This window comes from Deinococcus sp. HSC-46F16 (assembly GCF_024171495.1).
Taxonomy (GTDB): domain Bacteria; phylum Deinococcota; class Deinococci; order Deinococcales; family Deinococcaceae; genus Deinococcus.
In genome coordinates, this window is the sequence record NZ_JALJZW010000010.1 from 41,170 (window position 1) to 55,731 (window position 14,562).

A 14,562-nucleotide genomic window follows, 5' to 3' on the forward strand; every position below is an offset into this window, starting at 1 on the left:
CCAAGGAGTCCCCATGCCCACCTCTGCCCCCCTCCGCCCCGAAGTCGCTGCCCTGACCGACCTCCACCCCGAGGTCGCCGACGCGCTCGCGGGCGGCCAGGCGGTCGTCGCCCTGGAAAGCACCATCATCAGCCACGGCATGCCCTACCCCCAGAATGTCGAGATGGCGCGGGGCGTGGAGGCCGTCGTGCGCGAGCACGGAGCCGTTCCCGCCACCATCGCCGTGCTGGGCGGGCGGCTCAAGGTGGGCCTCACGCCCGACGAGCTGGAGTTGCTGGCGACCGACAAGAACGTGCAGAAGATCAGCACCCGCGACCTTCCCGTCACGGTGGCGCTGGGGCGGCACGGGGCGACCACGGTGGCGTCCACCATGCGGATCGCTTCGCTGGCGGGCATCCGCGTCTTCGCCACCGGGGGCACGGGCGGCGTTCACCGGGGGGCAGGCGAGACGATGGACATCAGCGCGGACCTGATGGAACTCGCCCGCACCGACGTGTGCGTGGTCAGCGCCGGGGTCAAGAGCATCCTCGACATCGGCCTGACGCTGGAGGTCCTCGAAACCCAGGGCGTGCCCGCGATCACGCTGGGCAGCGAGGAGTTCCCCGCCTTCTACTCGCGCCACAGCGGGTTCGCCTCGCCGCTGACCGTCGCCTCGGAAGCCGAGGCCGCCCGCGTCCTGCACGCCAAGTGGTCCCTGGGCCTGACGGGCGGCGTAATGCTCGCCAACCCGATTCCCGAGGACGCCGAGATTCCTGCCGGAGAGATCACCCCCCACATCGAGCAGGCGCTCACGGATATGGCCGCCCTGGGGCTGACGGGCAAGGAGACGACCCCGTACCTGCTGGGCCGCATCGTGGAGATCACGGAGGGCCGCAGCCTCGCGGCCAACATCGCCCTGGTGCGCCACAACGCGGCGGTGGCCGCACGGGTGGCGTCGGCCTACGCGGCGTTGCAGAGCTGAGCCGCCTCTCCCTCTGTGTGCTCCTCCCCCCTTGCGGGGGAGGCTGGGTGGGGGTGGACGGCGCAGCCGTCCCAGGCTGGAGTCGCCCTTTCACACTGCTCTTTCCGACCCCCCTCCCAACCCCCCCCAAGCCGCGCCCGGACTCCCCCCGGCGCGGCCTTCCCCTTCTGTCCCCCTCTCGGGAACGCGCCGCAATCCGCCCCGGAGGGGGGTGGTACGCTCGGAGGCGGTATGGACGCATATGACGTGATGGTGATTGGCGGCGGCCCCGCCGGGTACGTGGCCGCGATCCGGGCCGCGCAGCTCGGCTTCCGGGTGGCCTGCGTGGACGCCTTCGAGCGCGGGGGCAAGGCCAGCCTCGGCGGCACCTGCCTCAACGTGGGCTGCATTCCCAGCAAGGCGATGCTGGATTCCAGCGAACGCTTCGAGATGATTCAGCACGACGCTGCCGAACACGGCATTCAGGTGGACGGCGCCCGCGTGGACCTCGGCAAGATGCTGGGCCGCAAGGAAGGCGTCGTGGACAAACTGACGGGGGGCATCGCCTACCTGTTCAAAAAGAACAAGGTGACCTCCTTCCACGGCCTGGGCCGACTGGTCCGGCAGGACGAGGGCGGCTGGGTCGTCGACGCGGCCGGAACCGAAGTCGTCGCCCGGCACGTCATCGTGGCGACCGGCAGCAGCCCCCGCGAGCTGCCGCTGGCCCCCTTCGGCGGGCATGTGGTGGAAAACAGCGGGGCGCTCGCCTTTGAGCAGGTCCCCGGCAAACTCGGCATCATCGGCGCGGGCGTGATCGGCGTGGAACTCGGCAGTGTGTGGCGCCGCCTGGGGGCACAGGTGACCATTCTGGAGGCCCTCCCCGGCTTCCTGATGGCCGCCGACGAGGCCGTGAGCAAGGAAGCCCTCAAGCAGTTCCAGAAGCAGGGGCTGGAGTTCCACTTCGGCGTGCAGATCAGCGCGGTGCAGCAGGACGAGTCCGGCGTGACCGTCACCTACACGGAAAAGGAGCAGGAGGTCACCGCCCGCTTCGACAAGCTGATCGTGTCCATCGGCCGCGTGCCCCACACGGCGGGCCTGGGGGCCGAGGCGGTCGGGCTGGAGCTCGACGAGCGCGGCTTCGTGAAGGTGGACGGGCACTACCGCACCAACCTTCCCGGCGTCTACGCCATCGGGGACGTCATCGGCGGCGCGATGCTGGCCCACAAGGCAGAAGAGGAAGGCGTGGCCCTCGCCGAGATGCTGGCGGGACAGGCCGGGCACGTGAACTACGACGTGATTCCCTGGGTGATCTACACCTCGCCCGAGATCGCCTGGGCGGGGCTGACCGAGAAGCAGGCCAAGGAGAAGGGTCTGAAGGTCAAGGCCGGGCAGTTCCCCTTCAGTGCCAACGGCCGGGCACTGGGCCACGGCGACCCGCGCGGCTTCGTGAAGGTCGTGGCCGACGCCGACACCGACAAGATTCTGGGCGTCCACATGGTCGGCCCCAACGTCTCTGAGCTGATCGGGGAAACGGTCGCCATCATGGAGTTCGGCGGCAGCGCCGAGGACCTCGCCCGCACCGTGCATGCCCACCCCACCCTCTCGGAAGTGGTCAAGGAGGCCGCACTGGCCGCCGACAAACGCGCCCTGCACATGTGAGGCACCTGGGGGCGTGGCCTGCGACCGCGCCCCCTGTTGACGAATGTGCGGCTGACCGGTATTCTTCCGTGCGTGCCGGAAACGGCGCCCCTTGAAAGGCAGTCAGCGGAGGCCCTGCGCCAAAGCAAACTGAAGTGGTGTGGCCCCATCGTCTAACGGTTAGGACACTACCCTTTCAAGGTAGCGATACGGGTTCGAATCCCGTTGGGGTCACCACGAACAGAAGCCTCCGCCTCCCGGCGGGGGTTTTTGTTTGGGCCGTGGCGGACTCCGGCCGCGCCCGCTGGCCGCGCTGGGCGGTGATCTCTGCACCTTTTCTCAAGTCGCCGCCGGGGGACCGCGTGGAATGATGCGGGCAATGAAAGCGATCATTCCCGCCGCTGGCCTGGGCACCCGCCTGCGTCCCCTGACCTACACCCGCCCCAAGCCGGTGCTCCCGGTGGCGGGGGCGCCCATCATCGTGCATGCGCTGCGGACCCTGCTCGCCGCCGGAATCTCCGAGGTCGGCATCATCGTCTCGGACGCTACCCGCGCCGAGATCGAGCAGACGCTGGAGCAGGCCCCCGGCGCCCACGTCACCCTGATCGACCAGCACGAGCAACTCGGGCTGGGGCACGCCGTCCTGACCGCCCGCGAGTGGGTGGGCGGGGACACCTTCTGCGTGTACCTGGGCGACAACCTCTTCGAACACGGGGTGCGGCCCTTTATCGAGCGCTTCGAGGCCGAGGGGCCAGCGGCCGTGATCGCCCTGGTGGAAGTGGCCGATCCCACCGCCTTCGGGGTGGCCGAACTCGACGGCGACCGCATCACACGGCTGGTGGAAAAGCCCAAGACTCCGCCCAGCAACATGGCGGTGGCGGGGCTGTACTGCTTCACCCCGCAGGTGTTCGGGGTGCTGGACGGCATGCCCCCCTCAGCCCGGGGCGAGTACGAGATCACCGACGCCATCCAGGGGCTGATCGAGCGCGGCGAGCGGGTGCTGGGGCAGCGGGTGGAGGGCTGGTGGAAGGACACCGGGCGCCCCGCCGACCTGCTGGACGCCAACCGGTTGCTGCTCGAGCAGATCACGCCCGACGTGCAGGGCGAGGTCGAAGAGTCGCGCCTGACCGGTCGGGTGATCGTGCCCGCCTCCGCGCGGGTGGTCCGCAGCAAGATCGTGGGGCCGGTGCTGCTGGGCGAGGGCGTGGTCGTGGAAGACGCCTATATCGGCCCCTTCACCAGCGTGGGCCAGGGGAGCGTGATCCGCCACGCCGAGGTCGAACACAGCGTGGTGGACGCCGAAGCCCGCATCGAGAACGTCCACACCCGGCTTCAGGACTGCCTGCTCGGCGTGCGGGCACAGGTGCGCGGGGGGCGCACCGTCCCCAGCACCCACAAGCTCACCATCTCGGACGGCAGCATCGTCGAGCTGGCCTGAACCGGGTGGCCCAAGCACCCGACCGTGCCCCGCCCCCCGTCCTGCGGTGAGGGCGGGCCTATCATGGTCCGATGACCGACACGCCCCGCATTCACCTGGGAACCGCCCTGCGGCGCGACGCCGACGCGCACGCCGAGGGCACCCTCGACCACCTCACCTACGAGCAGGGCGGCGAGGAGCAGCGCCTCAGCTTTGCCGAACCTGCCCCCTATGAGATCGACGTCAACCCGCTGGGCGGCGGCGAGATGTACCTTCAGGGCGAGTTCTCGCCCACGCTGGTCATGGAGTGCGCCCGCTGCCTGCGCGACGTGCCCGTGCCGCTGGAGCTGCGGCTGGGGACCCTGCTGCGCTACGACCCCGCCGTCACCCTCCCCCACCTGGAAGAAGCCGAGAGCGGCGAGGACGTGCTGGTCTTCGGCGATCCCGACCTCGACCTCAGCGCCTACCTCGCGGAGACGGCGCTGCTGGCCGCCCCGCTGAGCGTGCTGCACGCCCCCGACTGCCTGGGACTGTGCCAGGTGTGCGGCCACGACCTCAATGAAGGCCCCTGCGAGCACAGCGCCCGCGTGCCCGTCGAGGAGATCGACGACCTGCTGGGCATCCCCGAAGGCACCGTCCACGCCAAGCAGAACCCCTTCGCGGGGCTGCGCGACCTGAAGCTGCCGGGGGACGACGAGTGACCCAGGAGGCCCCCGGCCTCACCCACTTCCGGGACGGCGAGCCGCGCATGGTGGACGTGAGCGCCAAGGTCCCCACCGCCCGCAGCGCCACCGCCGAGGGCTGGGTGCGCCTGCCGCCCGAGGCCCGCGCGGCGCTGGAGGCGGGCCGCACCCCCAAGGGGGACCCCCTCACGGTGGCGCGGCTGGCGGGGCTGGCGGGCAGCAAACGCACCGCCGACCTCGTGCTGCTGTGCCACCCCATCCCGGTGACTGGGGCGCAGGTCGAGGTCACCCTGGAACCGGAGGGCGTGCGCGTCGTGGCGACGGTCCGCACGACGGCCCCGACCGGCGTGGAGATGGAGGCCCTGACCGCCGTGACGGTGGCGGCCCTGAACGTCTACGACATGCTCAAGGCGAGCAGCAAGGCCCTGACCATCGACGGCGTGCGGCTGCTGCGCAAGGCCGGGGGAAAGAGCGGCGACTACACGGCTCCCGACCATCGGCCGGACACGGGAACCGGGACGGTCCCACCCGCGTAACAGAGAGGATATGGGGACGGCAGAGCGGGGAGACTGGCTCGACCTGCTGCGCCGCGAGGCCGACGGTGAACTGACCGGGGCCGAGCGGGCGCAGGTCGCCGCGTTGTCGCACGACCCCGAGTTCGGGCGCCTGCGGGCCAGCCTGACCCGCGCCGAGACGCTGCTGCGGACGCTGGAGCCGCCCCGGCCTGCCCACTCCCTGGCCCCCGATCTGGCCTCCGAGATCGCCTGGAGTGCCCACCTGACCGCCTGTGCCCTCCCCGTGCCGTCCCGCCGGGTCGCCGCCGAGGTCGCGCGGGAGGTGGGGCTGTCGGCCCGGCTGAGCGCCCCTCCCCCACCCGCGCGGCCGGTGGCCCCGGCCGTGGCGAGCGAGATCGCCTGGAGCGCGGCGCTGCGGTCCTCCCCCGTCTCCCCTTCCCTGCCCGGCTCGCTGGCCGCCTCCGTCACGGCCCGCATCGGCGCAGACGCGCGGGGCGCCGCGCCCACCTCACCCCCACCCCGCCCCCACAACCCTGCCCCCACCCTGCTGGTGGGGGGACTGCTGGTGGGCCTGACGCTGCTGGGGGTCACCGAGGCGTGGCCCGGCCTCGCGGCGGGGGCCGACGTGCTTCGGGGGCTGGTCGCGGGGCTCTCGCCGCTGGTGGGGCTGGGGCTGGGGCTGCTGCTGCTGGTCAGCGCCCTGATCGTTTGGAAGCCCACGCCCGCTGTGCAGCGGCTGGGCGTGGGGGGGTTCGTGCTCTCGGCGGCGCTGACCCTGCCGCCTCTCTATCAGGCCGCGCAACACAGCGGGGTCACCCTGGGCCAGACCCGCACGGTGCGGGGGCCGGTCGCGGGCAACGTGATCGTGGTGGGCGGCGACGTGCGGCTGCTGCCGGGCGCCAGGGTGGACGGCGAGGTCGTCACCCTCTTCGGGGACGTGCGCCGCGCTCCTGGGGCCGAGGTGCGGGGGCAGGTCCACGCCCTGCTGGGCCGGGCGCCCGGGGACGCGACGGCGCAGCACACCCCGCCGCCCACCGGCCTGGGGCTGGCGACCGCCTCGGCCTTCCGGCCCCTGCTGGGCTGGCTGGGGGGGGCCGCCTGGGGACCCATCTTCCTGACGCTGACGGCGGGTGCCCTGGGCCTGCTGTTCGTGACGGGCGCCGCGCCCCTGCTGGCCCGGCGGCAACGGCACGCCCCGCTGCGGACCCTGGCCCTGGGCGTGCTGGCCCTCGCGGTCCTGCTTGGCCCGGCCCTCGCCCTGGCACTGAGCGGGCTGCTGGTGCCGGGGCTGTTTGCCCTCGCGGCGGCTTTCTTGCTGATCGCCACCGGCCTGAGCGTCAGCGCCTACGACGTGGGGCGCGTGGTGGCGTGCCGCCTGCGCCTGCCCCGTCCCGACACGGTGGGCAGCGTGCTGGGGCTGGGGGTGCTCGCCCTGTGCCTCGCCGTGCCGCCGCTGGCCCTGGTGGTGGCCCTCGTGGGCGGGGCCTGGGGAGCCGGAACGCTGCTGCTCACCCGGGGCGGGGCAGATGGACGAAGTCTCGCCGCCTGAGCCTGGGGGCGGCGCTCGGCTCCGTCATCCCGCCCCCAGGCAGCGGCCCCCCTCTTGCCCCACCTGCTGAGATTCGCGCCCTGCACCTCACCGTAAGCCCGTTTGGCGGCGCCGACGCAAAGGGGCCGGAAGACACGCGGTCTCCTGGCCCCCGATTCCGACCCGGACCTTAGCCCAGGATTCGCTTGAGATGCAGGTAGATCTCGTACCAGTCGCCCTTGTCACGGGGCCGCTTGCCGCGCAGTTCGATGCGCGACAGGGTCCGGATCCAGTCGGGCGTGAGCTGGGCACCCAGGGTGGGGTCGGCCACCAGATCGGCCAGGCCCTTGGGCAGCGCCCCCTCGGTGGAGTCGCCGTAGAACTCGACGCCTTCGAGCAGGTCGTGGACCGTGATGGTGTACGCGCCCGCCAGCGTCTGGAGGGTCTCCAGGCTGGGGTTGGTGCGGCCCCGCTCCAGATCGCTGAGGTAGGGCACGCTGATTCCGGCGCTCTCGGCGACGTCCTTGAGCCGCAGCCCGCGTTCGCTGCGCAGTTCGCGGAGCCGTTCATGCAGTTTCATCATTCACCTCCTTGGCTGCGGCGGCGCACTGCCCCGGGGGGCGGCGGTCGCCCGGGACGTCCCCTGCTCCGGGCAGGCGAGTTGCCTGTGGACAGAACCGGACGTTCCCAGTCGGAGTGTAACACCGTGCCCTGATACGGTCAATACAGAATAAAGGCACGTTCTTCTTGCCTCCGCCGAGGAGGCCTGCTAGGATCAGGGCCTCTGCCCGCCGTCCCCTTTTCCGCCCACCCGCCCCAGGAGGGCTTCATGCGTGCATTCGACATCATCGCCGCGAGCATCCGCAGCGGCCATGCCCACCCCACTACCGTCCTCAACACCCTGATCGAGGCCGAGAACGAGGGGGGGCTGGGGGCCATCCGGCAGATCGAGCGGCACCTCAGCGTGGGCCTGCGGGCGCTGCAAGACCGCCAGCATCCCCAGAGCCCACTGGCTCGGGCCTGGCTGAACGCCACCCGCGCCTATCTCGTGACCCAGGCCGAACGGAGACACGCGGTCTGAGTCTCACCCTTCCCTGCCCCCGGCTCCGGCGCGGGGGCTCCCGATTGAAAGGGCCTGCTATTGCCAGCGCTCCCGGGCCTCCGGCACCTCGCCCAGCAGCAGGGGCCGCACCTCCCCGATAAGGTAGAGGCTGCCGCACACGGCGGCGTCGCCCCCTTCCGGCAGCAGGGCGAGAGCGTCTTGAGGCGAGTCGGCCAGGCGCACGGGCAAGCCCGCGAAGTGGGGAGCCAATTCCTCTGGAGGAAGCGCCCGTGGACTCAGGCGGGCACGGGTCAGGATTACCTCCGAGGCGGCCTCCCGCAGTGCCGAGGCCACCCCGGCCACGTCCTTACCGGACGCCGCCCCGAAGATCAGCGGCAGAGGGCTCGCGCCCAGGTCCCGCAGCGCCGACGCGAGGGCGTGTGCTCCCGCCGGGTTGTGCGCCCCGTCCAGCAGTACCCGCCCGCCCTGCCACGGCAGCGCCTCCAGCCGCCCCGGCCAGAGCACTCCGGCGGCCCCGGCGCGGATGGCGGAGCCGTCCACCCCCAGTCGCCAGGCTGCCGCCGCCGCGAGCGCCGCGTTGTGCGCACCATGCTTGCCCAGCAGCGGCGTCCGCAGCTCGAGGGTCCCGTCCGGCAGCCCAACCCGCAGGTCCCAGCCGTCCCACCCCCTGGGCTGGGCCTCCACCCGTACCTCACGGCCCAGTGCCCACAGGTCCGCCCTCCGAGCCTCCAGCCGGGGCCAGAGGGCCGGGGCCACCCCGGTGACGGCCGGGCGCCCCGGACGGAGGATGCCCGCCTTCTCCTCCGCGATGGCTTCCAGGGTCCCACCCAGAATCTCGGTGTGGTCGAGCGCCACCGTTGTGATCACGCTGAGGTCCGGCTCCAGGGCGTTGGTGGCGTCCAGCCGCCCGCCCAGGCCCACCTCCAGCACGGCGATCTCCACCCCGACCTCCGCAAACAGCAGGCAGCCCAGCGCCGTCACGATCTCGAAGAAAGAGGCTTCGGCAGCCTCGGCGTGGGGGCGCACCCGGCGCAGCGTGTCCCCGACCCGCTCGTCGGAACATTCGCGCCCACCCACGACGAACCGCTCCGCAAACCGGGTGAGGTGGGGGCTGGTGAACAGGCCCACGCGGGTCCCCGAGGCGGTCAGCATCGCGGCGAGCGAGGCCGCCGTGCTGCCCTTGCCATTGGTTCCGCCCACCAGCACGCTCCGGAAGCGCCGCTGCGGCTCACCCAGCCGGGTCAGCAGCGCCTGCACCCGGTCCAGGCCGGGATGCATCCCGAAGCGCTGCCGGGCAAAGAGCCAGTCCAGATCACTCATGGCCGCAGGATAGGGCGGGGCGCGGCCTCAGGCCTGAGGAGCGAAATAAGCCTCCAGCAAGGGCACAAGCTGCTTTTTGCGGCTGATGCGGTTCCCGAGGTCGGCGCGGCCCTGCTGCGTTTCGACGCCGAACGCTTCCCGCAGCACCTTTTCCTCGGTGGCCGAGAGCACCAGCGTGGTGTTGTGTTCGCGCAGAATGTCCACCACCGAGAGCAGGATCCCGTTCAGGCCGCCTTCCGCCCTCGCGTGGTCCATCGCCTCCAGCAGCTCGACCTGACGCCCCAGCACGTAGCCGGGGTTGGTGGTCTCGATCACGCCGAGGCCCCAGGTCTGGAGACGCTGGGGCTGGCTGGCATCCCCAAAGGGAAAGACCTTGTAGTCCATCCGCAGCAGCGTCTCGGCGGGCGTGTCGCCCAAGTCGCTCTTGGCCGCGAACATCGCCAGGGCGTAGGCCTCTACGTCCCCGACGCCCGCGATGGGAGCCAGGAACGCCACCGCTTCCCGGTCCCTCGGCGTGGTCGTGGGGCTGCGGAAGTGCAGCGTGTCGCTGAGAATGGCGCTGAGCATCAGCCGAGCGTCCACGGGTTCGATGCTCAGTCCCGCCTCCCGGTGCATGGCCAGCAGGATGGTCGCCGTGCAGCCCACCGGCTCGAAGCGCAGCAAGGCGGGTTGCGCGGTGGTCAGGTCCCCCAGCTTGTGGTGGTCCACCACATGGGTCACGGTCAGCTCGGTCAGGTTGGCGGCCGACTGCGCACTCTCGTTGTGATCGACCAAGGCGACGGCAGTCCCCGCTGGAAGGTCCGGCAGCAGCTCAGGCGCTTCTACCCCCGCCTCCCGCAGCACGTAAGGGGTCTCGAAATTCAGCTCTCCCAGACGGTACGCCTGCGCCTCCGTGCCCAGCCGGGTCAGCAGCCGGGCATAGACGAGGGCCGAAGTGACGGCGTCCGTATCGGGGTTGGTGTGTCCAAACACAGGCAACATGCGGCGATTCTAGAGTGCGCCTGACCCACCCACAAAAAAGAGGACCCCGGAGGGTCCCCTGTCCTGCGCGAGCAGGTTTAGAAGCGGAAGGTGTAGTTGACGCGGAAGCCCTGCGCCACGCTGGTCGCGTTGGTATCGAAGTCGTTGTGACGGAAGATACCGTAGTTGGCGGTCAGGCTGTTGTAGCCGAGCTGCGCGAACACACCGCTCACCGAACCACTCTGGTCGCCGCGTTCATTGGCGATGCGGTTGTCGGCCGCGCTGAAGGCGACGCCGTTGGCGTAGTAGTCGCCCAGAGTCGAGGACGCGACATTAATGCCCTGGTAGTAGGAGTAGCCGACCCTGGCCGACGCGTTGGGCGCCAGGAACTGGTTGAGGCTCACGCCGACCTGACCGAGCAGCTCGGTGGTCGTGGTGTCGCCCACCCCGAAGGCCGTGCCGCTGTTGGTGATGCGGTTGACCACGTTCGCGTACAGGCTGGGCTGGAGGGGCAGGCCGGTCAGGGTCGCCGTGCTCAGCTTGATGCCGTACTTGATGGTGTTCTCGGTCTCGTCATCAACGATTCCGTCGGCAGGAGTGCTCCGGTCATTGATCAGACGGTCGGTCAGGAGCTGGTAGCGCACCAGCGGCTGGAGCGTGATGCCCGCCACCGTGGTCGAGTAGTCCGCGTAGGCGTAGAACTCGTTGAGGGGATCGCTGTAGTAGTACGCGTCACCCACCGTGAAGTTCAGGTTACGCACCAACGCATTCTGCGCCGAGCCGTCGTGGCTGAGCTGGGCACCGAAGGTGCTGGTCATGGTGCGCGGGACGTTGGCAATACCCATGCCCGCGTTGCCGAGGTTATCGGCGCTGCGCACAGCGTTACCGTCGACCGTGGCGTTGTTGTAGAAGCCCACGAGTTCCAGCGCACCGAGCTTGGCGCCTGCCTTCACGCCGAAGCCCTGGACGGTGCTGCCCGCCGTCACTTGGCGAACGTCATCGGCGAACGTCGCGGTGTTCTGGCGGTTGATGGTCGTGGTGGTCACCGTGTAGCGGTCAGCGTAGGCGCCCAGCGCCACCGGCCCGACGTTGGTTCCCAGGGCCGCGCCGAAGCCGGTCTGGCCAGGGGCGTAGGGCATGCTGTCCGTGGTGGACATGCCCGCGTTGGCGATCCGGTTGCCCGCAGCGTCAAACACGGCGTAGGTCGAGTCAATGGTGCGGTAGTTCGCCCCAAACTTGGCGATACCGAGGTCACCCGTCACGTCCGTGTAGAAGGCGCGGTCCGCATTTTGGATGAAGCCCTGACCGTTGCCCAGCAGGATGGCGTTCTGCGGCTCGTTGCGGGCGCTCAGCACGCCTTCACCCTTGATGGCGACCGGGCCGACCTTCAGGTTGTAATCGGTGCCGAAAGCGGTGCGGTTGTTGTCCACCTGCGCGAAGGACACACCCACCGTACCCAGGCCACCGGGGTTCACGGCGGCACGCACGCCGTAGTAGTTGGCCGTGGGGGGGGTCGCCGGAACAGGAGTGGTCGCCGAGGGAGCCGCAGGGGTGGTGCTGGCCGGGTTGCCGGTCATGGCCACACCACGGGCGTTCCCCGCCACCACCGTCAGGCTGGGCTTGAGGGGAAGCGTGTCGGCCTGCAGGGTCACGACCAGCCCGCGCCGCGTGTTGGCGCTGGTCACACCCAGCGCCGTGCTGTTGTTGAACAGGTAGTCGCTGAACTTGAAGGTGCTGTCGTAGGCCGCGTAACGGGCGCTGAACTTCTGGCCACCGATGGTACCGTCGGCCGTGATGTCATTGATGCTGACCAGCGGGGCGCCGCCGTTCACGTTGAAGGCGTTGTTGCCGCCGTTGGCGTTGCCAATACGGAAGTTGATCGCCGCGTTGTTGACGATGATCGACCCGTTGGTGGTCGCCAGGTTGCTGGCCCGCACGCCGAAGCTCAACGAACCCAGGGCGCTGAATGCCGAGCCGTTGGTGTCAGCAACGGAGATGTCGCGCCCCGTACCGATGTTGCTGAAGATTCCCTGAGCGAACGTGGCGTCTGTCAGGCGGTCCACGTCGAAGTTGTCCGTGCCGCTCACCAGCGCGAGGCTGCCGTAGCCCAGGCTGTTCAGCGTGCCCACCACGCTGAAGCGCGGAGCGTTCTCGAGCGCCGTCACGCGGTTGGAGACGCCCGTCACGCGCGCGTCGACAGCGGTCACGCGGCCCGCGAGGTTGTCGAAGTCGCTGCGGGTCACGAAGTCGGCCTGGGCGGTCTCCACGGCGCTGACGCGGTCCTGGAGGTCCAGGATGTCCTGATTTAGCAGGACGGTCAGCTCGTTGAGGGCCGTGATCTGGGCTGCGTTGTCGTCGATGTCGCCGCGCAGGGTGTCGTACTCGTCGGCACGGGCCGTGAGTTCCTCGATCTGGGTCTGGATCGCGGCGATGGCGGCGGCGTCACCGTTGGCGGCGGCCAGTTCCTCGACGCGGGCCTCCAGGCGGGTGAAGTCGTCACGGTTGACCGCGTTTTCCTCGAGGTCGCTGACGCGAACACCCAGGGCCGTCAGGTCGGCGGCGAGTTCCTGGATGGCGTTTTGCAGCGCCGTCAGGGTCTCGGTGTTGTCGATGACAACCTGACCGGTGCGGACCTGATCGAGCAGGCGGGCGATGATGACGGCGGCCTCATAGCGGGTCAGGTTCTGGGTGCCCCGGTAGGTGCCATCGGGGTAGCCCAGGATGATGCCCTGGCTGACGAGACGGTCGATCGCGTCCTTGGCCCAGTGACCGGCAGGCACGTCGGTCAGCGTGGACACCTGGGGCGCCGTCGCCGGAGCGGTGGTCTGCGCCGCAGCGGCCCCAAAGGACAGCGCAGCAGTCAGAACGAGCAGGCTCTTCTTCATAAAACCCCCAAAACGTCGCGCGAGAACCACGTCGGGCACTGGAGTAGACGGTGGGGCGAGTTGCCGAGTTTCCTCTCCCGGAGTGAGCCGCCGTCCGCGTTCTTCCGCGCAACCTGACACCCCTCGGCCTGAGACCTCAGAAAGTCAGATCAACGGGATGATACCTGTGTGAAGAAGTATGGGTCAACCCTGAGACAGTGATAAATCCGCTGAGGGCAGCGAGAAGCGCCCTTTCTGACCTAACCGTGAAGGCTTTGTGCTCTGGCAGACTGCGCTCAGCCTATGGCATCAGCTCCCTGTGTCCGGAGTGCCGTCCTGTATCCAGGGCGAGACGAAACCAATCTGGGATTCCCTTCGCGAAATACTGCTCCGCCCACGCCGTGGCCCACTCGGTAAAACGTCCAGCTTCGATGGCTGACCGTGCCCGTTCCACCAGCCGGTGGAGGTACCGGAGGTTATGGAGCGAGAGCATTCTCGGGGCTAGCATCTCCTCGGCACGGACCAAGTGGGCCAGATACGCCCGGGAGTAGTGACGGCAGGCATAGCAGTCGCAGTCAGAGTCTATGGGGCCGAGTTGCTGACGCGGAGCGCTGGAATTCATGTTCAGGCGCCCATGATCCGTCAAGGCATACCCGAACCGTCCGGTGCGTGTGGGATACACGCAGTCGAACATGTCCACTCCGAGGGCCATCCCCGCAACCAGATCCTCGGGGTGCCCCACCCCCATCAGGTAGCGGGGCTTGTGCTCGGGCAGCCGCTCGGCCGTGAAGGCAACGGCCGGGAACATCTCCTCCTTGGATTCCCCGACCGCCAACCCGCCGATGGCGAAACCTGGGGTGGCGAATGGCAGCGTCTTTTGCAGACTCAACTCACGCAGTTCGGGATGGATTCCACCCTGCACGATGGCAAAGAGTGCCTGGTCCTCGCGAGTTCTGGCGGCCTCACAGCGCTCCAGCCAGCGCACGGTCCGCTCCAGGCTGCGGCGAATGTACTCGGGCTCGGCCGGAAAGGGTGGGCACTCGTCAAACGCCATAATGACGTCCGCTCCCAGCGCCTCTTGCACCGCCACACTGCGCTCCGGCGTGAGCAACACCTTGCTCCCATCCAGATGGCTTTTGAACGTTACGCCTTCTTCAGTGATCTTGCGCATATGGCCCAGGCTCATCACCTGAAAGCCGCCGGAGTCCGTGAGGAAGGGGCCAGGGTAAGCCGTGAATCCAGGCAGGCCCCCATGAGCCGCGACCAATTCGGGACCGGGCCGCAGCATCAGATGGTAAGTGTTGCCCAGAATCATCTGCGAGCCCACGTCCCTGAGTTCCTGGGGGCTGACGCCTTTGACCGAGCCCTGAGTACCGACCGGCATGAACATCGGCGTCTGAACCGTGCCATGTGGCGTCACAAAAGAAGCTGTCCGCGCACGCCCGTCGCGGGCGTGAATTTCAAACTCAAACACAGAGCTATCTTGCCGCATCTGCCGCGCGACAAAAGAGGTGGGAGCGAAACGCTAAGCGGCGAGCCCCAACACAAAAGCCCCCACCGTGGGGTGGGGGCGGGGATGGAGCGGGAGACGAGATTCGAACTCGCGACATCTACCTTGGCAAGGTAGTGCTCTA

Annotated in this window: 12 protein-coding genes and 1 tRNA gene; 8 read left to right on the forward strand and 5 right to left on the reverse strand. The window is 69.3% G+C overall.

Translation table 11 applies throughout. From position 1 onward, the window contains the following. The first annotated feature begins 13 nt into the window (after positions 1 to 13). The 7 genes from L1280_RS15215 (at position 14) to L1280_RS15245 (ending at position 6,742) form a co-directional block, all read left to right on the forward strand. Positions 14 to 961 carry a pseudouridine-5'-phosphate glycosidase gene (locus tag L1280_RS15215; protein WP_253583208.1) on the forward strand — a complete coding sequence of 316 codons (948 nt, stop codon included), beginning with the start codon at positions 14 to 16 and terminating at the stop codon, positions 959 to 961. A gap of 231 nt (positions 962 to 1,192) precedes the next feature. Then, positions 1,193 to 2,599, forward strand: a complete 1,407-nt coding sequence (gene lpdA, locus L1280_RS15220; RefSeq protein ID WP_253583210.1) for a dihydrolipoyl dehydrogenase — start codon at positions 1,193 to 1,195, stop codon at positions 2,597 to 2,599. Between the two features lie 141 nt (positions 2,600 to 2,740). Further along, a tRNA-Glu gene (locus L1280_RS15225) sits at positions 2,741 to 2,815 on the forward strand. 142 nt (positions 2,816 to 2,957) lie between these two features. Then, a complete protein-coding gene (locus L1280_RS15230; RefSeq protein ID WP_253583212.1) occupies positions 2,958 to 4,016 on the forward strand; it encodes a glucose-1-phosphate thymidylyltransferase in 1,059 nt (352 codons plus the stop codon). Positions 4,017 to 4,087: 71 nt separating this feature from the next. After that, entirely contained in the window at positions 4,088 to 4,696 is a 609-nt protein-coding gene (locus tag L1280_RS15235) for a DUF177 domain-containing protein (RefSeq protein WP_253583214.1), read from the forward strand. Next, positions 4,693 to 5,214, forward strand: a complete 522-nt coding sequence (gene moaC / locus L1280_RS15240) for a cyclic pyranopterin monophosphate synthase MoaC (protein ID WP_371922925.1) — start codon at positions 4,693 to 4,695, stop codon at positions 5,212 to 5,214. The genes L1280_RS15235 and moaC overlap by 4 nt, the downstream gene beginning before the upstream one ends. Before the next feature lie 10 nt (positions 5,215 to 5,224). Beyond that, positions 5,225 to 6,742, forward strand: coding sequence for a polymer-forming cytoskeletal protein (locus L1280_RS15245; protein WP_253583216.1), 1,518 nt, complete (start codon positions 5,225 to 5,227; stop codon positions 6,740 to 6,742). A 169-nt stretch (positions 6,743 to 6,911) separates the two neighbouring features. On the opposite strand, the gene L1280_RS15250 is transcribed toward L1280_RS15245, so the two are convergent. Next, positions 6,912 to 7,301, reverse strand: coding sequence for a helix-turn-helix domain-containing protein (locus L1280_RS15250; RefSeq protein ID WP_104991524.1), 390 nt, complete (start codon positions 7,299 to 7,301; stop codon positions 6,912 to 6,914). A gap of 249 nt (positions 7,302 to 7,550) precedes the next feature. Between L1280_RS15250 and L1280_RS15255 the strand changes: the two genes are divergently transcribed. Beyond that, the gene (locus L1280_RS15255) at positions 7,551 to 7,802 is read left to right on the forward strand and encodes a hypothetical protein (protein ID WP_253583218.1); all 252 of its coding nucleotides are present in this window, start codon (positions 7,551 to 7,553) and stop codon (positions 7,800 to 7,802) included. 57 nt (positions 7,803 to 7,859) lie between these two features. On the opposite strand, the gene L1280_RS15260 is transcribed toward L1280_RS15255, so the two are convergent. The 4 genes from L1280_RS15260 to tgt form a co-directional block, all read right to left on the reverse strand. After that, positions 7,860 to 9,104: a folylpolyglutamate synthase/dihydrofolate synthase family protein gene (locus tag L1280_RS15260; RefSeq protein ID WP_253583220.1), complete on the reverse strand. Its 1,245-nt coding sequence runs from the start codon at positions 9,102 to 9,104 to the stop codon at positions 7,860 to 7,862. 27 nt (positions 9,105 to 9,131) lie between these two features. Beyond that, positions 9,132 to 10,085 carry a manganese-dependent inorganic pyrophosphatase gene (locus L1280_RS15265; protein WP_253583222.1) on the reverse strand — a complete coding sequence of 318 codons (954 nt, stop codon included), beginning with the start codon at positions 10,083 to 10,085 and terminating at the stop codon, positions 9,132 to 9,134. A 77-nt stretch (positions 10,086 to 10,162) separates the two neighbouring features. Continuing rightward, the gene (locus L1280_RS15270) at positions 10,163 to 12,949 is read right to left on the reverse strand and encodes an S-layer homology domain-containing protein (protein ID WP_253583224.1); all 2,787 of its coding nucleotides are present in this window, start codon (positions 12,947 to 12,949) and stop codon (positions 10,163 to 10,165) included. 280 nt (positions 12,950 to 13,229) lie between these two features. Next, positions 13,230 to 14,420, reverse strand: a complete 1,191-nt coding sequence (tgt, locus tag L1280_RS15275; RefSeq protein WP_256488408.1) for a tRNA guanosine(34) transglycosylase Tgt — start codon at positions 14,418 to 14,420, stop codon at positions 13,230 to 13,232. Positions 14,421 to 14,562: the final 142 nt, after the last annotated feature.